The following is a 22884-nucleotide window of genomic DNA, read 5'->3' as shown; positions in this document are numbered from 1 at the left end:
TCTTATAATATAATTGTGTAGCATAACCAACTATATCATATAACTAACTACAATAAATTATTCAAAATGAAAGAAAACAACTGTAAATCTAATATTTTCATATTATCTATTTTATTAATTCTATCATTATTAACTGGCTGTCAAAGTGATTCAAATGCAAAAAGTAAGCAATTTAGAGATGGAAAACTAGCCAATGATTTCAATATCAGCCGTCCCCTGTTAGCCGTTCCAGTCAATATTTCTGATTATACTATTCAAATTGAAAAATTAAGAACAACATCACCTTCGCTGTATCAGAGAAATGAACATATTTATAAAGCCGTTGACGCTTGGATTAATCGTTCGCTAGGTTCAGCAGAATTCCATAAAGTAGGGCTAAAAAGCTATGAAATGGCAGGTAAAGATGGATATGGCAATGTTCATTTAACTGGTTATTATACTCCGGTAATCAAAGCTAGACACCAACCAACCGGTGAATTTAAATATCCAATTTATAGAATGCCAGCTAAGTCCAAAGGTCGCTTACCAAGTCGTGAACAAATCTATAATGGAGCATTAACCGGTAAAGGGCTCGAAATTGCTTACAGTAATTCATTAATGGATAACTTTATAATGGAAGTACAAGGAAGTGCCTATATTGATTTTGAAGATGGCACACCATTAGTTTTCTTCTGTTATGGTGGTAAAAATGGTCACGGTTACTCAAGTATCGGGCGTTTATTAGTTGAGCAGGGAGAAATAGCCAAGGAAGATATGTCCATTCAAGCAATTAAAAATTGGGCTAAAAATAAAAGTGAAAAACAACTTAAAACGCTATTGATTCAAAATCGATCATTTGTCTTTTTTAAACCACAATATAATGCTGAAGTAAAAGGATCTGCAGCAGTACCTTTAATTGCTAATGCTTCTGTAGCATCAGATAAATTATTAGTACCAACAGGTTCTGTCGTATTAGTGGATGTACCACTTCTTGATAATGATGGTCAGTATCGTGGTAGACGAGAAGTACGATTGATGGTGGCTCTTGATGTTGGTGGTGCAATTAAAGGCCATCATTTTGATCTTTATTTAGGCATTGGTGATAAAGCTGGTAAACAAGCTGGTTACTATAATCATTTTGGCCGAGCTTGGGTTATCAAACCTTAATTTACCAACATCGACGTCAACAAAAGAACCTGCTAGAATACGTTAAAAAGCAGAATTAAGGATAACTTATGAGATTATGTGACCGTGATATTGAAGCATATTTAGATAGTGGTAAATTAAAAATCACGCCACAACCAGAACTGAGTTGTATTAATGGTGCAACTGTTGACGTTCGACTTGGTAATCAATTTCGTACTTTTAAAGAACATACTACCCCCTATATTGATTTAAGTGGTCCAAAAGAAGAAGTTTCTGCTGTTTTAGAGCGTGTCATGAGCGAAGAGATGATACTATCTGAAGGTGATGCTTTCTATTTACATCCTGGCGAGTTAGCTTTAGCCGTAACGCTTGAATCGGTAACCATCCCTGATGATTTAGTTGGTTGGTTAGATGGGCGTTCATCGTTAGCGCGTCTAGGACTTATGGTTCACGTTACTGCCCATCGCATTGATCCAGGCTGGCATGGACAAATCGTTTTAGAATTTTACAATTCTGGAAAAATCCCTGTAGCACTAAGACCAGGTATGACCATTGGTGCACTAAGTTTTGAAACCCTTAGTGGCCCAGCTGCACGACCATATAATCGAAGACAAGATGCTAAATATAAAGACCAACATGGCGCTGTTGCCAGTCGTATTGATAAAGATTAATAACATTTATCACCTTAATATAGGAACATTCATATGATAAAAAAGATACTGGTTATTCTATTTATCTTAATTTTGGTTATTGTTATCAGCATTGTTTCTCTTATTGTGTTTGTTGATCCAAATCATTTTCGCGGATATATATCTCAAACAGTAAAAGATAAAACTGGTTATGAATTAACTATTGAAGGTGATTTACGCTGGCATATCTGGCCTCAGGTCAGCATCTTAACTGATGCAGTTAAATTATCTGATAACGGTGCAACAAAACCGCTATTAACTGCAGACAATATGCGACTTGATGTTGAACTTCTACCTCTTTTTTCAAAAAATTTAGCGATTAAAAATGTATTTATCAAATCAGCATTAATCAATATTACTGACGAAAGTAAAGGCGATAATGCTAAAAAATATACCCAAACTCTAACTCCTTCATCGCAACCAAACACAGATATATCTGAAAATAAAAAGAATGCATCTAATTGGAAATTCAGCTTAGATAAATTTGAAATAGCCGATAGTACGGTGGCCTTACAATATAATAATGATTTGATAAATTTCAGAAATATCAATTTGTTATTAGAGCAAAATAATGATAAGAATCTTTCAATCGAATTAAAAGGAAATATTGATAAAAATCAGCAAGACCTATTTTATTCGGTTAATGCCAATGTCGATTTAACTCAATTCCCAGAAAAAGCCATTATCGACCTTAAAAAGTTAGATTACAGCTTTAACGGCATTGCAAGTTCAAACAAAGCACTCAAAGGAAGTGCAACTGGTGTATTTAATTATCAACAAAGCCCTAAGCAATTAAATAGCCAAAAATTAGTTTTTTCCGTTAACGACAATAATTTTACCAGTAAAATCAATACTCTTTTTGATAATAAACCATACGTCGATTTACAATTGAGTTCAGAAAAATTAGATTTAACGCCTTTTTTACAACAAAATGCAAAATCAAACAAAGACATTCCCGTACAACAAACTTCACCTGTTGTTTCTAGTGTTGCCAAAGATAATAATCAATTAAGTATTCTTAATGCATTTGATGGCAAAACAACGATAAATATCAAGGAAATTAAAGCAAATAAAATCATCATGAACAATGTTAAACTAAACGTTGATAATCAGGATGGAATAGCGACATTTAAAGATTTAAATTTTGATTTTGCTAATGGACATATAACCGCAACTGGCACTGCTAACGGCAAACAGAAAACACCGCAGATTAAACTTAATACCAAAATTAACAATATTAATTTAAATTCTTTTTTTACCCAAATGGATATGGCGTATGATCTAGATGGTATATTTAATGCTTCAGGGATATTAGAAACCAATAGCTTAACAACAAATAAATTATTAGAAAGTCTCAAAGGTAATGCGAATATCGTCATTACCAATGCTAAATTGAATAACATTAATATTCAAAATATTATCGAAAGTGCAGCTGCAAAATATGGCAACGGCAATGACAAATCGGGTAATCAAAAGAAATATACTGAGTTTCATAAAATCAACACCAATGCTTATTTAAATCAAGGTAATATAGAACTTAATTCGCTCAATGCCAATTCAGAAACCTTAGATATAATAAGTGGTTCAGGCAAAGTGGGAATGCTTAATCATGATTTGGATGTTAATTTAAATATCAAGTTGCTTGGTGGTTGGAATAGTAAAAGCGACACCATTGCCAAATTACAGAAAGTGACTATACCACTACGTATATATGGTCAGTTTTCTAATTTACGCTATCAGTTAGATATAGTTCAAATACTGTCCGATGTGTTTAGTGATAAATTACAACAGCGTTTAGATAAACTACGTGATAAATTAGAAAATCGCAATGGCAAGGATAAAGACAAAGACAAAGACAAATTAAAGTCTAAAGCAGTCGATATATTAGGCGGATTACTAAAGAAATAAATTTCTCATTAACTAAATAATAAAGATAAAAAAGGTGAGTTATCTAACTCACCTTTTAATTTAACAACATCTTTTATTATAAAATGAACTTGCTCAAATCTTCATCTGCAACAAGCTTATCTAGATGATCACTAACATATTTAGCATCAATTGTGATAGTTTGACCCCCCAATTCACTGGCCTCGAAAGAGACATCTTCCATTAAACGTTCAAGCACTGTATGCAAACGGCGAGCACCAATATTTTCATTTTGTTCATTAACTTGCCATGCAGATTCAGCAATTTTACGGATGCCATCTGGTGTAAAGTCAATATTAACACCTTCAGTTGCCATTAATGCTTTATATTGGACTGTCAATGATGCATTCGGTTCAGTTAGAATTCGTTCAAAATCTTCGCTTGTTAACGCTTGTAATTCAACTCGAATTGGTAAACGTCCTTGCAACTCAGGAATTAAATCTGACGGATTAGCAGTTTGGAACGCGCCCGATGCAATAAACAAAATATGATCAGTTTTTACTGAACCATGTTTAGTTGAAACGGTACAACCTTCAACAAGTGGTAGTAAATCGCGTTGCACACCTTCACGAGAAACATCCGGTCCAGATGAATTACCTCGTTTACACACTTTATCGATCTCATCGATAAATACAATTCCATTTTGCTCAACAGCTTCAATGGCTTCGTGTTTAAGATCATCAGGATTAACCAACTTCGCAGCCTCTTCTTCTATTAGCTGTTTGAAGGCATCTTTGATCTTCATTTTACGCGCTTTAGTTTTTTGACCACCTAAATTTTGGAACATCGACTGTAGTTGGTTAGTCATCTCTTCCATACCTGGAGGAGCCATAATTTCTACACCTATATTGACGCCAGCTACTTCAATTTCAATTTCTTTATCGTCAAGTGCACCTTCACGTAATTTTTTTCTAAATGCTTGTCTAGCTGTTGAATCATTATTATTTTCAACTTGCCCCCAGCCATCTTTAGCTGGAGGAACAAGCACATCTAAAATACGCTCTTCAGCTAGTTCTTCAGCTCGATTACGATTTTTTTCGATAGCTTCTTGGCGAATCATTTTCACAGCAGAGTCAGTAAGATCTCGAATAATCGAGTCAACTTCTTTACCGACATAACCAACTTCAGTAAATTTGGTAGCCTCTACTTTAATAAAAGGTGCATGAGCTAATTTAGCTAATCGTCTAGCAATTTCAGTTTTACCTACCCCTGTAGGACCGATCATAAGAATATTTTTTGGCGTAACTTCATGACGTAATGCTTCATCAAGTTGCATACGACGCCAGCGATTACGTAAAGCAATGGCAACAGAACGTTTTGCTTTATCTTGTCCAATAATATGTTGGTTTAGTTCGCTTACAATTTCGCGAGGAGTCATTTCAGACATAGTAGTATTTCTCTTAAATCAGATTAATTAGTAATTAAGCTCTTCAATAGTTTGGAAGTTATTTGTGTAAACACAAATATCACCCGCTATTGATAGAGATTTTTGCACAATATCATGTGCAGATAATGAGGTATTATCTAATAAGGCTCTTGCAGCTGCTTGAGCATAAGGTCCACCAGATCCAATCGCTATTAAATCATCTTCTGGTTGAATTACATCTCCAGTACCGGTGATAATCAACGATGCGCTTTCATCTGCAACGGCAAGTAGTGCTTCTAATTTACGAAGCATTCTATCTGTCCGCCAATCTTTAGCTAGCTCTACAGCAGCCTTAGTTAAATGACCTTGATGCATTTCTAGCTTTCTCTCAAATAATTCAAATAGCGTAAAAGCATCAGCAGTACCTCCAGCAAATCCTGCAATCACTTTGTTGTTGTACAATCGGCGAACTTTACGAGCATTACCTTTCATAATAATGCGCTCACCTAATGTAACTTGTCCATCGCCACCAATAACGACTTGACCTTCACGACGAACACTGACAATTGTTGTCATATTCTGCTCCTTCTTTTACATAAAAACTTAATTCGGAAATGAATAGAGAATATATTGGGGTGATTAGTAAATTTTCAATATCAGATTATCAAGATGCGGAATATTTATTCATCAATAAATGACATAACATAAATAAATTTTAAAAATCAGATAACTATCAAATTATTTACTTTGGTTGAAATTCGATATTCATGGTTTTTACTTCACTATAAAAACTACTTGCTGGTTTTGGTATAACCGCTAATTTAGTTGCAGCAAGCGCTTCTCTACATAGATCAGCATCACCACCTTTTGAAGTGACATTAAGCAATAGTCCATCAGGTGCTATCTGAATTTGTAATTCACAAGTTTTGCCACGATAAACATTTGGTGGATTAATAAATTTATTACTTATTGCATTTTGTACTAACGATTTATATTTATCTAGCTCACCATCGGATACACCTTTACGACTGGCAGCTCCTCCAGAACTTGGTGTTCCTGAGGTAAGCCCACCTAAAAGATCGTTGAGAGCTTTATCTTTTTTAGCTTGCTCAGCCTTCTGTTTGGCTTTTTTTTCGGCAGCAGCTTTTTCTGCTGCTGCTTTTTCAGCGGCAGCTTTCTCTGCTGCTGCTTTTTCTGCTGCGGCCTTTTCAGCGGCAGCTTTCTCTGCAGCTGCCTTTTCAGCGGCGGCCTTTTCAGCGGCAGCTTTCTCAGCAGCGACTTTTTCTGCTGCTGCTTTCTCAGCAGCGACTTTTTCTGCTGCTGCCTTTTCAGCGGCGGCTTTCTCTGCTGCTGCCTTTTCAGCGGCAGCTTTTTCTGCTGCTGCCTTTTCAGCGGCTGCCTTTTCTGCAGCGGCTTTTTCAGTTGCTGCTTTTTCAGCGGCAACCTTTTCTGCTGCTGCCTTTTCTGCAGCGGCTTTTTCAGCGGCAGCTTTCTCTGCTTCCGCTTTTTCAGTGAGTTCTTTTATTTGTTTATCTAAAAGTTCTTGACTCTTTTGATCTGCTTTTTGTTGATTAGTTTTAGTCTGCAATTGTCTTTGATATTGTTCGGTCATAACCGATGGATCAATCATGATAGCATCAATCGAATTACCATTGATAGTACCATAGTTTTCACCAGTATCACTTACAAACTTATATCCCAAGGCAATAATTAATATGCCATGTAAAAGAATGGAAATGATAACCGGTAAACTTAATTTTGAGTTTAACTTACTAGACATTGCTGACATTTTTATATTTAATAATTATTAAGTTAAATTGGTTGAGTCATCAAACCAACAGATTTGACACCTGCTGATTGAAGCAAATTTAAAGCCTTTATAATCTCTTCATAAGGAACTTGTTTCGCACCACCAACTAAAAAAACAGCTTTATCATTAAGCGACATTTGCTGCTTAACTTCCGCAACAATTTGCTCTTGAGGAATATTCGATTGTCGATTCTGATCTATAATAATTGCATACACCCCTACCCCAGATACTTCGATAATTATAGGTTTATTATCAGAAGGCGAAACAGTTTTTGATTCTGTTGCTTCTGGAAGATCAACTTCAACACTTTGGCTTATTATTGGGGCTGTAGCCATAAAAATCAACACCAATACTAATAATACATCTAACAAAGGTACAATATTGATCTCTGATTTGGTTGAATAACGTGAACGTCTGCTCATAATTATTTCCTAACAGCTACTGCTTGACGTTGTAAAATTGATGAAAACTCATCAATAAAATTCAAATAACTTTGTTCCATTCGACTTACACGCAATGATAATCGGTTATAAGCTAAAACAGCAGGAATCGCGGCAAATAAACCAATAGCGGTCGCAATTAACGCTTCAGCAATACCGGGAGCAACCATTTGCAATGTTGCTTGCTTGACCTCGCCAAGTGAAATAAAAGCATGCATAATTCCCCAAACAGTACCAAATAAACCAATATATGGGCTAATTGACCCTACAGTACCTAAAAAAGGTATATGCAATTCTAAATTATCTAATTCACGATTCATCGCTAAACGCATTGAACGAGATGCGCCATCTAACGCTGCTTCTGGCATATTTGGATTAATTTGATATAAACGAGAAAACTCTTTAAATCCCGAATAGAAAATATGTTCTGTACCACAGATCTCTTCTTTATTGAATTTTGCTTTATCAAAGAGCACATTTAAGTCATCAGCAGCCCAAAAACTATTGTCAAATTGCTCAACTTGTTTTTTAGCCTTGCTTAAAACGCTACTACGTTGAAAAATAAAAGCCCAAGACATAACAGAAAACATGAGTAACAATAGCATAACGCCTTGTACTAAAAGTCCTGCCTGTAAAAATAGATCAATAATATTCACTTAAATTAACTCCAAAAATAATGACTTTGGAAGCGCACAAGGCTTCATTTTAGTCATATTGACACAAGCAATCACCACATCAGCACTGCTGATAATTTGCTTATTCTGGTTTAAAATTGTCTGTTTAAAAATAATAGACGCCTTACGAATTTGTTCAATCTTAGTGCTGATAGATAACATATCATCTAAACGTGCTGGAAAGTCGTAGCTAATATCCATCTTTTTAACAACAAAAGCAATACCTTCTTGCAGCAACTTTTGTTGACTAATATCAAGTTGCCTAAGCATTTCTGTTCTAGCTCGTTCAAAAAAAGCAAGATACCGAGCATGATACACTACTCCACCAGAATCTGTGTCTTCATAATAGACTCTTGCATTCCAATTGAATTGTTTCATATTGTTCGATCTAATTTAGCCTAAAAAATTGACCATATTATATATGAATATGAAATTCGCTGCACTATGATATAAAAATAGTTAAATGAAAACAATTATCATTTGTGAATTATTTATATTTCGTTCAGATCTATAAGTAAAAAGGTGACAATTTGCCACCTTTATATTCGTTATTTTATTATATTATTTATTGTTAGTTTCTTTTTCATTACTAGAATTTTCAACCAAAAGTCCAGTAACAACAGCTAACATACAAGCTGCAATTATTCCAATGAACCATAAAACGTAATACATAATTAATCCTTAATAAAGTGAATGTTTATTATTTTCTATATGGTTTTTATCTAAACGCCCAAACATTTTAATGTAAGACCAGATAGTGTAGAAAAGAACAATTGGTAAAAAGATTACTACAACACCAAACATAATATTAAGTGTTAATTGACTAGAAGTTGCATCCCAAATAGTCAAACTAGCGTTTGGCATAATGCTTGATGGCATAATGAATGGGAATGTTGCAATTCCATAGGTAAGTAATACACAAGCAATAGTTAGTGAAGAAGATAAAAACACTAAGCCATTTTTATTCATACTAGAAAAGAAAATAGTTAATAATGGTAATAATACGCCTAATGCTGGAACCGCCCATAAAATAGGATAATTCATGTAATTGTTTAACCATGAAGAATCTGTTGATACAGTTTTAACTAATGGATTTGATACTCCATTATGATCTATAGCACTTGTAATTTCATAGCCATGAATACCGAATGCAACCCAAACACCAGCCAATACAAAAGCAATTAGCATAACCAAACTTGCTATTTGCGTTGCTTTTCTCGCTCTTAAGTAAAGTTCACCTGAGGTTTTCATTTGCAACCAAGCACCGCCATGAGCAACGATTAACATCAAACTCACAATACCAGCTAATATTGCAAATGGGTTCAATAATTCAAAGAATGAACCATCATAAAAAGCACGTTTAGTCATATCAAATCTAAATGGTACACCTTCTAATAAATTGCCAAATGCGACGCCGAAAACAAGTGCTGGTACAAAACTACCAAAAAAGATTGCGATATCCCACATATTACGCCATTTAGAATTTTCCAGTTTACTACGGTAATCAAAACCAATTGGTCTAAAGAATAGCGCACAGAGCACTAAAATCATCGCAATATAAAAACCGGAAAAAGATACCGCATAAGCCGTAGGCCATGCTGCAAAAATACCTGCACCACCGGTGATTAACCAAACTTGGTTACCATCCCAGTGTGGTGCGATTGCATTTATCATGATTCGTCGTTCAGTATCGGTTTTGCCAATAAAAGGTAATAAAATTCCTACCCCCATATCGAAGCCATCAGTGATAACGAAAGCGATTAAAACAACACTAATCAACACCCACCAGATGACGCGTACAATTTCGTAATCAATCATTGTATATACTCCCTATGCCTTATTCCGATATTGATTGTGTTTTTTCATAATGGTAGCTACCAGTACCTAATGAACTAGGCCCTAATCGTGCAAACTTAAACATCAAGAACAGTTCAGCAACCAAGAACAGAGTATAAAGTCCACAAATTAGCACCATAGTAAATAATACCTCACCTGCGGTTAGCGAGGAATTAGCGACACCTGTTGGTAGAATATCTTGAATTGCCCATGGTTGACGACCATATTCAGCAACAAACCAACCACATTCACATGCTAACCAAGGGAATGGTAAAGATAATAAAAGTAAACGATATAACCAACGTTTTTCACCAATTCGGCCTTTATAGGTTGTCCATACAGCAAGTCCGGTACCTAAAATCATTAATAAGCCCAAACCAACCATACCTCTAAATGCCCAGAACAGTGGCCATACGGTAGGAATTGAATCTTCGGTCGCAGCTTTAATATGTTGTTCTGTCGCTTCCGGAATTGTTAAATTATCACGATCAGTATAACGTTTAACTAAATAACCATAACCTAAATCAACTTTATTATCTTCAAAGGCTTTTAAGACTGTAGGATCCTGATCACCTTTCTGAATTTTTTCCAAATTCGTATAAGCGAGAATACCATTACGAATTCGAGTTTCATTATTAGTTAAGATATCTCTTAAACCAGTAACTTGGGTATCGAAGGAACGAGTAGTCATGATTCCCATTATATAAGGAATTTCAAGAGCAAATAAATTTTCTTTCTTCTCTTGTGACGGGAACGCGATAACATTAAATGATGCAGGTGCAGGTTGAGTTTCCCATTCACCTTCAATTGCCGCAAGTTTTGCTGGTTGTACAGTTGTCAACTCATGACCAGCCTCATCACCCATGATTGCGACAACAATTGACATAATAAAACCAAACACAGCTGCTACAGCGAAAGAACGTTTTGCAAAAGGCAAATCTCGTTTTTTTAGTAGATAATACGAACTAATACTTAAAACAAAGATTGCACCGGTTAAATATCCTGCTGCAACAGTATGAACAAACTTGTATTGTGCAACAGTATTAGTAATTAATTCAAAGAAACTGGCCATTTCCATACGAGAGGTAATTGGGTTAAAGTCTGAACCGATTGGAAATTGCATCCAACCATTGGCAACTAAAATCCAAAGTGCTGAGAAATTAGAACCAAAAGCCACACACCAGGTAACCATTAAATGTTTACCACGACTTAATCTATCCCAGCCAAAAAAGAATAAACCAACCATCGTTGATTCTAAGAAAAATGCCATTAATCCTTCAATCGCAAGCGGTGCACCAAATATATCACCAACATAATGCGAGTAATAAGACCAGTTAGTTCCAAATTGGAACTCCATGGTTAAACCGGTAGCAACACCAACGGCAAAATTAATACCGAATAGTTTACCCCAGAATTTAGTCATATCTTTCCAAACTTGCTTGCCACTAACCACATATACTGTTTCCATAATTGCAAGCATAAACGCCATACCTAGCGTTAATGGAACAAAAATAAAATGATACATTGCGGTGAGTGCAAACTGAAGTCTTGATAATTCTACAATATCAAACATAACGTGCTCCCTTTTATCCTTAAATACCCACAAATTTTCTGTCGTTATTTATTGTATTTTACAATATTATTGTAAAAATAAAACTTGATGAATGTCAAAAAAATGAAACTAAAGAAGTTTTTTTACCGTTTCACCGATTTCAGCCAAACTATTTACGACAATGATTCCTGCGGCTTGTAATGCTTTAGTTTTATCGGCAGCAGTCCCTTTATTTCCAGAAATGATTGCCCCAGCATGGCCCATACGTTTACCTACAGGTGCCGAAACACCAGCAATATAAGCGATAACAGGCTTAGTGACATTTTGTTTGATGTAATTAGCAGCTTCTTCTTCGGCACTACCACCAATTTCACCTATCATAACAATAGCCTCTGTCTTAGGATCTTGCTGAAGTAATTTTAGAATGGAGATAAAATCACTACCCGGAATAGCATCGCCGCCAATTCCAACACAAACTGATTGGCCTAATCCGATATCGGTAGTCTGTTTTACAGCTTCATAAGTCAAAGTACCCGAACGAGAAACAATACCTACTTTTCCTGCCAAATGAATATGTCCAGGCATAATACCTATTTTACACTCATCAGGAACAATAATTCCAGGACAATTAGGTCCTATCATAACAACATCATTTTCAACTAATTTTTGTTTCACGATAAGCATATCCAAAGTTGGAATGCCTTCTGTAATACATACTATTAGTTTGATACCTGCATCAATCGCTTCTAAAATCGAGTCTTTACCAAATGCAGCAGGGACATAAATTACCGTTGCGGTTGCACCCGTTGCCAGAACGGCTTCTTTAACTGTATTAAACACTGGTAAGCCTAAATGCATGGTACCACCTTTACCTGGCGTTACACCACCGACGATTTTTGTTCCATAAGCAATTGCTTGCTCACAATGGAAAGTACCTTGACTGCCTGTGAATCCCTGACAAATCACTTTTGTTTCTTTATTAATCAAAATTGACATAATAATTATTCTCCACCCATCCTATTATTGTGCAACAGCAACAATTTGTTGGGCTGCATCGACTAAACCTTTTGCTGTGATAACATTCAATTCGCTTTTAGCCAAAATCTCTCTTGCTAACTCAGCATTATTACCTTCAAGACGAACAACAACAGGCACGGTCAAACCAATCTCTTTAATTGCATCAATTATGCCATTAGCAATAAGATCACAACGAACAATACCACCAAAAATATTGACTAAAATGGCTTTGACATTTTTATCTGATAAAATTAATTTGAACGCTTCCGCTACGCGCTCTTTGGTTGTGCCACCACCTACATCTAAAAAGTTCGCTGGCTCACCACCATAAAGTTTGATCATATCCATAGTTGCCATCGCAAGGCCGGCACCATTAACCATACAACCGATATTACCTTCCAGTGAAACATAGCTAATACCTTGTTTGGCTGCTATTGATTCACGTTCATCTTCTTGGGTTGTATCTCTTAATATTGCTAATTCAGGATGTCTAAACATAGCATTATCATCTAAAACAACTTTAGCATCTAAACAAATTAATTCTTGTGAATCAGTAATAACTAAAGGATTTACCTCAGCTAATGAAACATCATTATTGATAAAAAGATTAGCAAAATTGACAAATAATTTGGCAAATTGGTTGACGAGTTTACCGCTAAGACCGAGCTTGAATGCGAGCTCACGACCTTGATAGCCACATGGTCCTGTTAATGGATCAAGCGATATCTTGTGAATTAAATGCGGCGAGGTTTCAGCAACTTTTTCAATATCAACGCCACCTTCGGTCGATGCCATCACCACAATACGTTTGCTACTACGATCAATTACTGCACCTAAATAAAGCTCTTTAGCTATATTGGAGGCCTTCTCAATTAAAATCTGATTAACGGGTTGACCTTTAGATGTTGTTTGATAAGTGACTAAATACTGGCCTAGCCATTTTTCAGCAAAAAGCTTTATTTCATTAAAATCCTTAGTACAAATGACCCCGCCAGATTTACCTCGCCCCCCAGCATGAACTTGGCATTTTGCCACCCAAGCGCTCGTCGTTGTTTGCGAGGAAAGTTCAGCCAATGTATCTTGTATTTCATCGATAGAGTTACAAACATAACCTTCAGGCACTGGCAAATTATACTGTTTAAATAAGTGTTTCGATTGATACTCATGCAGGTTCATAAATAAATCCCAAAGCTTTGATTGCCAAAAATAGTGGCTAATTTTAATTCAAGATGTAAAGATTGTGTAGTAAATAATTACTTATGTTTATAGTAATTGAGAATTATTGCTGATAACTACCGACAATGATATACTCAAAAAATATATTGATATTGTAAAAACAGTAAAGGTAAAAATATGACACAAGTTGGAATCTTTTTTGGTAGTGACACAGGTAATACAGAGAATGTAGCTAAACAAATCCAACAAATTTTAGGTACAGATAAAGTAGATCTTTTCGATATTGCAAAAACTACAAAAGAACATATCGAAAAATATGACTGCTTATTTTTTGGTATCCCAACTTGGTATTATGGCGAATCTCAAGCTGATTGGGACGATTTTTTCCCTAATTTGGAACAAATTGATTTTAATGGTAAAACTGTAGCAATTTTTGGCTGTGGTGATCAAGAAGATTACGCTGAATATTTTTGTGATGCGATGGGAACAATTCGCGATATTATCGAACCTAAAGGGGCAAAAATTGTTGGTCATTGGTCAACAGAAGGATACAGCTTTGAAGCATCGAAAAGTTTAGTTGATGATAATCATTTTGTTGGTTTAGCCATTGATGAAGATCGTCAACCAGAATTAACCGAAGAACGCATTAATAATTGGGTGAAACAAGTAAAAACCGAAATGAATATTTGATCTATCAAAGTGATTTATTTTATTTTCCGTACATATTTTTATAATATGTTTTATTAAACAACTCAACTGGAATGTAATATGACGAATCATGATAAAGATAATAATGCAGCACTGAAAAGTGCCGGCTTAAAGGTTACCTTACCACGATTAAAAATTTTAGAATTATTACGAGACCCTTCATGCCAACACATTACTGTAGAAGATCTTTATAAAAAACTACTTGATATGGGTGAAGAAATTGGCCTTGCAACGGTTTATCGAGTATTGAATCAATTTGACGATGCCGGGATTGTGACTCGACACAATTTTGAAGGTGGCAGAGCTGTTTTCGAACTTGCTTCACAAAAACACCACGATCATTTAATTTGTTTAGATTGTGGCGAAGTGTTTGAATTTCGAGATGAAACAATTAATCAACGTCAAAAAGAAATTGCAGAACAATATGGCGTTACCCTCACTTTTCATAGCTTATATCTTTACGGACATTGTAAAGCTGGTAACTGTAAAGCTCATCCCGAACTTCATACTAAAAAATAAGCCTATTTTATAGGCTTTTTTACTTATTGAGAATAATACATACTTTTATCTGTCAGGTTAATAATCACATGAAGCAGCTTTTAAATTTTATCCCACTTATCGTATTTTTTATATTTTTAACAATTTACGATATTTTTGTCGGCGTCCAAGCATTAATGATTGCCTCAACAATATCCTTTTTAATTATTCTTGTTATGTATAAAAAAATTGACAAAGTTGAGCTGATATCTTATCTGATGGTAATGATTTTTGGTGGCGTGACATTGTTAACTCGCGAACCTAATATTATCAAATGGAAAGTAACCATTATTAACTTTTTATTTGCTACTGCTTTATCTGTTAGTCAGTTTATTTTCAAGAAAAATCTTATACAAAAAATGTTAGGTAAAGAGATACAGCTTGATATAACAGTCTGGAATAAGTTGAATCTAATATGGATTGTATTTTTTATTGCCTGTGGAACTTTCAGTTTAATTGCAACATATTATGCAACAGATGACTTCTTCTGGATTTTTAAAGTATTTATTTTACCGGCTGTATCTTTAATAATGTCTTTGATCTCGGGTATTTATATTTACCGAAATATGAGTAAGGCCACTGACAACGGATAAAATTATATAGGTAGGAGTATTATCAACATGACACAAAATGACAACATCCCTAAGGGACAATTAGTATTACGAACCTTAGCTATGCCGGCAGACACTAATCCACATGGCCATATTTTTGGCGGATGGATCATGTCGCAAATGGACTTAGCTGGAGGTATTTTAGCTAAAGAAATTGCCAAAAGAAGAGTAGTGACAGTTAATGCAAGTAGTATTACTTTTCACAAACCGGCAATGGTTGGCGATGTAGTATGCTGTTATGCTCATTGTATAAAAACTGGCACTACCTCGATTACCATCGAGATTGAAGTTTGGATTAAAAAAGTAACCGATTCAGAAATTGCTACACAGCGTTTTCGTATCACTGATGCTACTTTTACCTATGTTTCTGTAGATAAACACAATAATCCAAAACCTTTGCCAGAAATATTTCAAAATTATGATTGTACCAAAGATCCTATTAGCAAATTAAACTTAACTTATAGTTGATAAATATGCAATTTACATCATTCCATGCATTAATAAGTACATTAATTTTTCTCGTTTACTGGTTGCTTATTGTGTCGACCACGCTACGTATTGTCTTCAAAAGAAGACCAACTACTTACGTGATTGCATGGATGTTGGTCATTTATATATTACCTATTATTGGCATTATTCTCTACTTCGCATTAGGCGAGACCCACTTAGGGCAACAGCGAGCTAAGCGTGCGCAAAAAATGCGCCCAACGATCACCAAATTTATTAAGCAATTATGCGCTTTTCCTGATATTTTTACCTCTAAAGTCAGTCAAGTTAGTAAGCCTATTTTTCAACTTTGTAAACATCAAACAGGACTTGACGGTATAAAAGGCAATCATATTGAATTATTAAGTGATACCGACACCATTTTCAATCGTCTTATTGAAGATATCAATAATGCAAACTCCAATATAGAAATGGTATTTTATATCTGGAATGAAGGCGGTAAAGCGGATGATGTTGAACAAGCACTAATACAAGCTACACAAAGAGGCGTTACCTGTCGATTAATGATTGATTCAGCAGGAAGTAGACATTTTATTAGATCGAAAGCCTGTCAAAGAATGCGTGATGCAGGTATTATCATTATAGAGGCATTACAAGTTAATCTATTAAGATTTATGTTTAGACGACTTGATTTGCGTCAACACCGTAAGGTAGCCATTATAGATAATTATATATCCTATACCGGAAGTATGAATATTGTTGACCCTAGATTCTTTAAACAAAACAAGCATGTTGGAGAATGGGTTGATATCATGATTAGAATGAATGGACCGGTTACCACCTTAATGGGGGCTATATACGCGAGTGATTGGGAACTTGAAACAGGGAAACATTTAGCTCTACCGCAAATTACGGATTTTGCTGAACCACCAGAAGAAAAGAAACATATTATGCAGCTTATTCCTTCTGGTCCTGGTTATACCGAAAACATGATCCATCAAGTGTTATTGACAGCAATTTATTCTGCTCAAGAAAAAATTATTTTTACTACACCTTATTTAGTACCTAGTGATGATATTTTACATGCAATCTGCACTGCCGCCCAACGTGGAGTTGAAGTTATTATCATTACGCCGAAAAAGAACGACTCATTAATGGTTAAATGGGCTAGTCGCGCTTTCTTTTCAGAATTATTAAATAGTGGCGTTAAACTTTATCAATTTAATGATAATTTATTACATACAAAAAGTGTTCTAGTTGATAATCAACTTAGCCTAGTTGGAACCGTTAATTTAGATATGCGCAGTTTATGGTTGAATTTTGAAATCACTACTGTAATTGATGACGCTCAATTTGCCAAATCACTATCACAGCTACTAAAACAATATTTATCACAGTCAGAAGAAATTAATATCCAAAAATGGAATAAACGACCAATCTGGCAACGTGTGATTGAAAGATTATTCTACTTTTTTGCCCCTTTACTCTAGGTAATTTTAGATAATTAACAGGCAAAAGAGCCCTTAATAGCCTTTTTGTGATATATCAGGTAGAAATTGATTATCCGCGATACGAAAAACTTTAGATTCAATCACCCCATCTTGATTAAGAATAATTTCTCGCCACCCAGGTGCATCTTCATTAGATAACTGAAAATCATAACAATTAGGTTTAAATTGAAAACATGTAGAAGGCGTCGAAAATGCATGACAATTATGCCAAATATGATCTTGTTGTTGGTGAATATGTCCCCAACCTACTCCTTTTATAATAGGATTATGCTTGATGATTTCTTCGAGTTTGTAACTATTTTTTAAAATATGCTCATCCAGCCAATCACAACCTGAGGAAATCGGATGATGATGCAAAAATACTAGTGCATTTTTATCGGCATGCGCAGTTAAAGTATTTTCTAAAAACTGCAATTCAGATTCAGGCAACATTCCATAAGCCTGCCCTACAACTTGACTATTTAATAACACAATTAACCAGTTATCGCCGAGTAATATACTTTTATTTTCAGCAAGTTGATAATTCGAAAATACCTCTTGCATATAACTATAGTTATCATGATTACCGGCTAACCAAACACATGGTGTAGCAAATTTTTGAATTTGCTCAGCAAAGCGTGCATATGATTTTTTAGCGCCATCTTGGACAAAATCACCCGTTGCAACAATCAAATCAAACTTCTTATTGCTACGCTCAATTTCAGAAATAACTGATAAAAAACTGGCATTTGACTTAACGCCTAGCAATGCGCCATTATCATCAGCAAACAGATGTGTATCAGTAATATGCAGTATTTTTGCACAATGCTTATTACGTATTTGAAGCTTCAAAAGTGACTCCAAAATCTACCTCTATCATTTATTATATGAAATCATGCCAGTAATAGAATTGATATTGTGATCAACATCACAATTTTTATTTTAAATCATGATGTTATATTAAATTGTAAAATAAATTCTATTTTTAGGAAAGTAATAATTGTTTAGTTTAACAAAAAACTGCTTATTTCCACTCATTCTTTAGTGTTAGATGATTAAGTTGTAACCACTGTAGCGCAATAATTGAAGCGGCATTATTAATTACTCCTTCTTCAACCCATTTATACGCTTGTTCACGACTCACTACATGAACCTTAATATCTTCGTTTTCTTCGGCCAAACCATGTACACCTTTTGCGGTCGAAGAATCAACTTGACCAACCAAAATATGCAACTGCTCAGTTAAGCCACCAGGTGAAGCTAAATAACTTATGATTGGCTTACATTTCCCAATAACAATACCTGCCTCTTCCATCGCTTCTCGTCTTGCTACTTCTTCAGTCGACTCATTATCATGATCCATCATGCCGGCAATTAATTCTAATATCCATGGGCTAGCTTGAGTATCAATAGCTGCGATACGAATTTGTTCTATAAGGACAACTTCATCTCGTTTATCATCATAAGCTAAAAGCACCACAGCATGACCGCGTTCTAGAATTTCACGCGAAACCATTTCGCTTACAGAACCATCAAACTTACGATATTGAAAACGATATTCAAACAACGAGAAAAAACCTTTATATAAAATTCGTTTAGTTAAATTAAACACATCTTTTTTGTTAAAAATTACTGGGGTAGATTTATATTTCATATTAAGTTCTCGATTTTAAGCTAAATTTTAATAAAAAGTGCGAATAACCAATATGGGCACTTTCTATATACTAATTATCTGTTAAAATTACGCAATTGAAAAATATTATTCTATTTTATTGCTTTTAAAGAGAAAGATTGATGAAAAAAACTTTAACCTTTTTAATTGGCTTAGCATTAAGTCAAACTGTGTTTGCTGAAAACTTAGTTCAAGTTTATGAACAAGCAAAAGAAACCAATCCAGATTTACGCAGTTCATTGGCTGAAAAAGATAAAGCTTATTCAGCAATTTCAGGTTCTCGTGCAAGTTTACTCCCGCAAGTGGGTCTAAGTGCTTCTTATGGGGTAGCGCATGGGCGTCGAGACAGCAGCGGTATTAAAACTAAAAGTGGTAGCTTATATCAAGTCGCCATATCGCAAAGTATCTTTAATTTTTCTAATTGGAAAGCTCTAGATATCACGAAAAAACAAGCAACTATTGCGGATATTTCTTATCAATATCAAGGACAAACATTAATTTTAAACACTTCTGTAGCTTACTTTAATGTACTTAAATGTCTTGATGCATTAAGCTTTATCGATGCACAGAAAAAAGCAATTGGTCGTCAATTAGAGCAAACTCGCCAACAACATAAAGTTGGTTTAGTTGCCATTACAGATGTACAAAATGCACAAGCAAATTACGATTTAACGGTAGCACAACAAGTTAATGCATTAAATGATTTGAATAATGCTATTGAGGCATTGCGTCAAGTTAGTGGCCGCTTTTACTCTAAACTAGCAAGTGTTGATACCAAAACCTTTAAAACTCAAGCGCCAACACAAATTAATACATTGCTAAAACAATCTGAAACAGCCAATCTTAACTTATTAACTATGAAGTTAAATCAAGAGATTGCTCGTGATCAAATAAAAATGGCACAATCAGGTTTTATGCCTACAGCAAGTCTTGATGCATCGACTAACTTAAATAAATCTGATAGTTATGGTAATGTAAATTATCAAAAACATACCGCTGGTAAAAAATATTCTGGAGAGAATAAAGTTGGTGTAAGTGTAAGTTTACCGCTTTTCTCTGGTGGTGCGACCGTTTCACAAGTTCAACAAGCACAGCATAATTTTGTCAGTTTTAGTGAAAAACTTGAAAGTACTAATCGTAGTGTGATTAACCAAGTTCGTTCATCTTATAACAATATTTCATCATCTATTAGTGCGATTAGAGCATATCAACAAGCGGTTGTTTCTGCACAAAGTTCATTAGAAGCTACATCTTCTGGTTATCAAGTGGGTACGCGTACTATTGTTGATGTACTTAATGCCACCACACAACTTTATAGCTCAAAACGAAATCTATCTGATGCTAAATACAACTATTTAACGAGTTTATTACAGCTGAAATATTCTGTTGGTACTTTAACTGCAAATGATTTAGTTTACTTAAACAATATGTTAGGTAAAGAAGTTAGTACAATTGCAACAATAAAATAATCAACTATAAAGTTAAATTAGACATAAAAAAGCGATCATAAGATCGCTTTTGCTATTTTGGGTGATTAATTTATCTAATTTAATTCAATTAATAAGTGTATCGCAATATTTATCAAGACAGAGCATTAACCATAAACTCAATAAAAATATTAAGTTTAGGTAACCTTTGCTTATCTGCTGTATATAAAAGATGAGCTTCTCTAGGCGGTGGCAAAAAATCTTGCAAAATAGGAATTAATTTACTTTGTTTTATCGACTCATTTAGTACTGACTCAGGTAACATCGTGATACCTAATCCTTCAATCGCGGCAGCAGCCAATGCGGTAGTATTATTACTTTGAAATGCGCCAGCAATTGCGATATTAGTTAACTTACCATTGATAGTAAATGGCCAAAAATTATCTTTTTTGGTCGGAGTGACATATTGATAAATTAAGCATTGATGTTTCTTCAAATCATCAGGTATTGATGGTATGCCATTCTGAGCTAAATAGCTTGGTGAAGCAGCAAAAATCAGCTGTAAGTCACTTAGTTTACGAGCAATTAAACTTGAATCATTTAACGAGCCAATTCGAAACACCACATCAAAATCATCTTTAACTAAGTCAACATAACGATCGCTTAATTGCATATCAATATTCACTTTCGGATAACATTTCATAAAGCGACTTATTACTGGTATCAAATTAAATTGACCATAACTAATCGGGGCACTAATCCTTAACCTTCCTTTAGGCTCTTGGCTAAATTGTTGGGCTAATGATTTTGTGCTTTTGATTTCACCTAGAATAAACAAACATCGTTCATAATACTGTTTGCCAAATTCAGTTAAATGTTGCGATCTTGTCGTTCGATTAAGCAATTTCAGACCCAAATAATTTTCTAAAAAAAGAATATATTTAGCAATCATTTGTGGGGAGGTATTTAATGAAATTGACGTTGCAGCAAAAGAGCCTGTTTTTACTGTTATAACAAATGCTTCCATACATTTAACTAAATCCATATTATTAACCCTCAGTTGTTAATAAATCAATTTTTATATTATTTATTGTCATTTTATCAATGAATATAATATAGATCTTCAATTAAATACGGAAATTTAGTGAGCATATAATCATCATTAAACAAAGTTTTGCTGATTAAATTTGCATAACTATTTTTATGTCAGCTAATTATCTAGTGATGTCAACTCATTAAAATATAGCTACCAATCTAAGTAACAAAAGGATTAAAAATGGAAAATAAAAAATATACTCTTATCACTGGCGCTAGCTCAGGAATAGGTTATGCAACAGCAATCGCATTTGCCAAAAGAAACAAAAATCTGATCGTAATTGCTCGAAGAAAAGAAAATTTAGAATCATTACAGCAACAAATTGCAGAGATAAATCCAAAAATTGAAGTTATTATAAAAGTTTACGATTTAACCAACATACAGTCTAATTATAATTTATTTGATGAATTAGAAAATTATTTTATCGAAACTTGGGTTAATAATGCCGGTTTTGGTCATTATGGCAGTATAAACGATCAAGATTTAACAAAGATTGAATCAATGCTGCATTTAAATATTGAAGCATTAACCATTCTATCAACGCTTTATGTACGTAAATATAAAGATAAAGCAAATACTCAGTTGATTAATATATCATCTCGAGGTGGCTATACTATTGTGCCAAATGCTGTTACCTATTGTGCCACTAAATTTTATGTTAATGCTTTCACTGAAGGGCTTGCCCAAGAACTGATACAGGCTAAGGCTCAATTAAGAGCAAAAGTACTAGCTCCGGCCGCAACACAAACGGAATTTGGCAAAAAAGCCAATAATGTTGATAAATATGATTATGATAAAAGTTTTGCTAAATATCATTCTGCTGATCAAATGGCTGAGTTTTTATTAGCCCTTTATGATAGCGACAAAATCATTGGCGAGATCAGCACGAAGGATTTCTCATTCAGTTTAAAAAATAATATATTACCTTATTCGGGTAATCCAGCAGAAAATCAGAAATAAATAATTAATAACAATTAAAGTTATTTATATAAAGGATTTTGGGGGTTCAAAAACCCCGTTCCTCAATTTTTTGTTATTTTAGTTTCGGACGTTTTGTTGTTTAGTGGTTGGTTTTATATGGTGATTACGTTCGAGTAAAGCGCATTTGAGCGAACTCTCTTTATCAATTCACGCGGCGACTAAGCAAATGGTCACAATGTAACTGCCTTCCGCCTTCGTTCGCTGTTAACGCACCGGCGGTGATTTGTTCCTGACTAACTACAACCCAGCCAAACATCCCTGTTTGCCATACTAATCTCTCTCAGTTGTCAGCACATTGCTCCTA

At 34.6% G+C, this 22884-nt stretch carries 24 protein-coding genes; 10 read left to right on the top strand and 14 right to left on the bottom strand.

The annotated features are described in order from the left end of the window. Window positions 1-66: 66 nt before the first annotated feature. The 3 genes from mltA (at window position 67) to asmA (ending at window position 3722) form a co-directional block, all read left to right on the top strand. The gene (gene mltA / locus H3S74_RS05460; protein ID WP_198247425.1) at window positions 67-1146 is read left to right on the top strand and encodes a murein transglycosylase A; all 1080 of its coding nucleotides are present in this window, start codon (window positions 67-69) and stop codon (window positions 1144-1146) included. Window positions 1147-1214: 68 nt separating this feature from the next. Continuing rightward, complete coding sequence (gene dcd, locus H3S74_RS05455; protein ID WP_065650757.1) at window positions 1215-1796, top strand: dCTP deaminase; 582 nt, start codon at window positions 1215-1217, stop codon at window positions 1794-1796. A 33-nt stretch (window positions 1797-1829) separates the two neighbouring features. Further along, window positions 1830-3722, top strand: a complete 1893-nt coding sequence (gene asmA, locus H3S74_RS05450) for an outer membrane assembly protein AsmA (RefSeq protein ID WP_198247424.1) — start codon at window positions 1830-1832, stop codon at window positions 3720-3722. Between the two features lie 76 nt (window positions 3723-3798). Here the strand turns inward: asmA and hslU are convergent, their stop codons facing one another. From hslU to sucC, 11 genes are all read right to left on the bottom strand, one after another. After that, a complete protein-coding gene (hslU, locus tag H3S74_RS05445; RefSeq protein WP_110447264.1) occupies window positions 3799-5127 on the bottom strand; it encodes an HslU--HslV peptidase ATPase subunit in 1329 nt (442 codons plus the stop codon). Between the two features lie 27 nt (window positions 5128-5154). After that, on the bottom strand, window positions 5155-5682 hold the full coding sequence (gene hslV / locus H3S74_RS05440) for an ATP-dependent protease subunit HslV (RefSeq protein WP_025316169.1): 528 nt from the start codon (window positions 5680-5682) through the stop codon (window positions 5155-5157). A gap of 166 nt (window positions 5683-5848) precedes the next feature. Next, the gene (gene tolA / locus H3S74_RS05435) at window positions 5849-6886 is read right to left on the bottom strand and encodes a cell envelope integrity protein TolA (RefSeq protein ID WP_198247423.1); all 1038 of its coding nucleotides are present in this window, start codon (window positions 6884-6886) and stop codon (window positions 5849-5851) included. Window positions 6887-6918: 32 nt separating this feature from the next. Then, a complete protein-coding gene (gene tolR / locus H3S74_RS05430) occupies window positions 6919-7338 on the bottom strand; it encodes a colicin uptake protein TolR (RefSeq protein WP_086364301.1) in 420 nt (139 codons plus the stop codon). A gap of 2 nt (window positions 7339-7340) precedes the next feature. Further along, on the bottom strand, window positions 7341-7961 hold the full coding sequence (gene tolQ, locus H3S74_RS05425) for a protein TolQ (RefSeq protein ID WP_232350151.1): 621 nt from the start codon (window positions 7959-7961) through the stop codon (window positions 7341-7343). A gap of 51 nt (window positions 7962-8012) precedes the next feature. Next, entirely contained in the window at window positions 8013-8408 is a 396-nt protein-coding gene (ybgC, locus tag H3S74_RS05420) for a tol-pal system-associated acyl-CoA thioesterase (RefSeq protein ID WP_198247422.1), read from the bottom strand. Between the two features lie 183 nt (window positions 8409-8591). Further along, the gene (locus H3S74_RS12675) at window positions 8592-8702 is read right to left on the bottom strand and encodes a cytochrome bd oxidase small subunit, CydX/CbdX family (protein ID WP_110447260.1); all 111 of its coding nucleotides are present in this window, start codon (window positions 8700-8702) and stop codon (window positions 8592-8594) included. Between the two features lie 9 nt (window positions 8703-8711). Beyond that, window positions 8712-9848 carry a cytochrome d ubiquinol oxidase subunit II gene (gene cydB, locus H3S74_RS05410; protein WP_198247421.1) on the bottom strand — a complete coding sequence of 379 codons (1137 nt, stop codon included), beginning with the start codon at window positions 9846-9848 and terminating at the stop codon, window positions 8712-8714. Between the two features lie 19 nt (window positions 9849-9867). Continuing rightward, entirely contained in the window at window positions 9868-11439 is a 1572-nt protein-coding gene (locus H3S74_RS05405) for a cytochrome ubiquinol oxidase subunit I (RefSeq protein WP_110447258.1), read from the bottom strand. A gap of 108 nt (window positions 11440-11547) precedes the next feature. Beyond that, window positions 11548-12414, bottom strand: coding sequence for a succinate--CoA ligase subunit alpha (gene sucD / locus H3S74_RS05400; RefSeq protein WP_198247420.1), 867 nt, complete (start codon window positions 12412-12414; stop codon window positions 11548-11550). Window positions 12415-12438: 24 nt separating this feature from the next. After that, window positions 12439-13611 (bottom strand): ADP-forming succinate--CoA ligase subunit beta, encoded by a 1173-nt coding sequence (gene sucC / locus H3S74_RS05395; protein ID WP_110447256.1) that lies wholly within the window; start codon window positions 13609-13611, stop codon window positions 12439-12441. 177 nt (window positions 13612-13788) lie between these two features. Between sucC and fldA the strand changes: the two genes are divergently transcribed. The 5 genes from fldA (at window position 13789) to cls (ending at window position 17404) form a co-directional block, all read left to right on the top strand. Further along, window positions 13789-14301 carry a flavodoxin FldA gene (gene fldA / locus H3S74_RS05390; RefSeq protein ID WP_198247419.1) on the top strand — a complete coding sequence of 171 codons (513 nt, stop codon included), beginning with the start codon at window positions 13789-13791 and terminating at the stop codon, window positions 14299-14301. 78 nt (window positions 14302-14379) lie between these two features. Beyond that, on the top strand, window positions 14380-14838 hold the full coding sequence (fur, locus tag H3S74_RS05385; RefSeq protein WP_086364310.1) for a ferric iron uptake transcriptional regulator: 459 nt from the start codon (window positions 14380-14382) through the stop codon (window positions 14836-14838). Between the two features lie 68 nt (window positions 14839-14906). Then, a complete protein-coding gene (locus H3S74_RS05380; protein WP_110447254.1) occupies window positions 14907-15449 on the top strand; it encodes an inner membrane-spanning protein YciB in 543 nt (180 codons plus the stop codon). A gap of 27 nt (window positions 15450-15476) precedes the next feature. After that, a complete protein-coding gene (gene yciA / locus H3S74_RS05375; protein ID WP_198200741.1) occupies window positions 15477-15935 on the top strand; it encodes an acyl-CoA thioester hydrolase YciA in 459 nt (152 codons plus the stop codon). A gap of 5 nt (window positions 15936-15940) precedes the next feature. Continuing rightward, window positions 15941-17404 (top strand): cardiolipin synthase, encoded by a 1464-nt coding sequence (gene cls / locus H3S74_RS05370; RefSeq protein ID WP_198200743.1) that lies wholly within the window; start codon window positions 15941-15943, stop codon window positions 17402-17404. 33 nt (window positions 17405-17437) lie between these two features. Here the strand turns inward: cls and cpdA are convergent, their stop codons facing one another. After that, on the bottom strand, window positions 17438-18256 hold the full coding sequence (gene cpdA, locus H3S74_RS05365; protein WP_181414624.1) for a 3',5'-cyclic-AMP phosphodiesterase: 819 nt from the start codon (window positions 18254-18256) through the stop codon (window positions 17438-17440). 172 nt (window positions 18257-18428) lie between these two features. Next, window positions 18429-19058, bottom strand: coding sequence for an ADP-ribose diphosphatase (gene nudF, locus H3S74_RS05360; protein ID WP_198247418.1), 630 nt, complete (start codon window positions 19056-19058; stop codon window positions 18429-18431). Between the two features lie 140 nt (window positions 19059-19198). Here nudF and tolC point away from each other — a divergent pair, with 140 nt between their 5' ends. Next, window positions 19199-20545: an outer membrane channel protein TolC gene (gene tolC, locus H3S74_RS05355; protein WP_198247417.1), complete on the top strand. Its 1347-nt coding sequence runs from the start codon at window positions 19199-19201 to the stop codon at window positions 20543-20545. A 112-nt stretch (window positions 20546-20657) separates the two neighbouring features. On the opposite strand, the gene H3S74_RS05350 is transcribed toward tolC, so the two are convergent. Continuing rightward, entirely contained in the window at window positions 20658-21548 is an 891-nt protein-coding gene (locus H3S74_RS05350) for a LysR substrate-binding domain-containing protein (protein ID WP_198247416.1), read from the bottom strand. A gap of 231 nt (window positions 21549-21779) precedes the next feature. Here H3S74_RS05350 and H3S74_RS05345 point away from each other — a divergent pair, with 231 nt between their 5' ends. After that, window positions 21780-22559 (top strand): SDR family oxidoreductase, encoded by a 780-nt coding sequence (locus H3S74_RS05345; RefSeq protein WP_198247415.1) that lies wholly within the window; start codon window positions 21780-21782, stop codon window positions 22557-22559. The last annotated feature ends 325 nt before the right edge of the window (window positions 22560-22884 follow it).

Origin of the sequence: Gilliamella sp. W8126 (assembly GCF_016102185.1) — a bacterium.
Classification (GTDB): Bacteria; Pseudomonadota; Gammaproteobacteria; order Enterobacterales; family Orbaceae; genus Gilliamella; species Gilliamella apis_A.
This window is presented reverse-complemented; position numbering and strand designations above follow the sequence as displayed.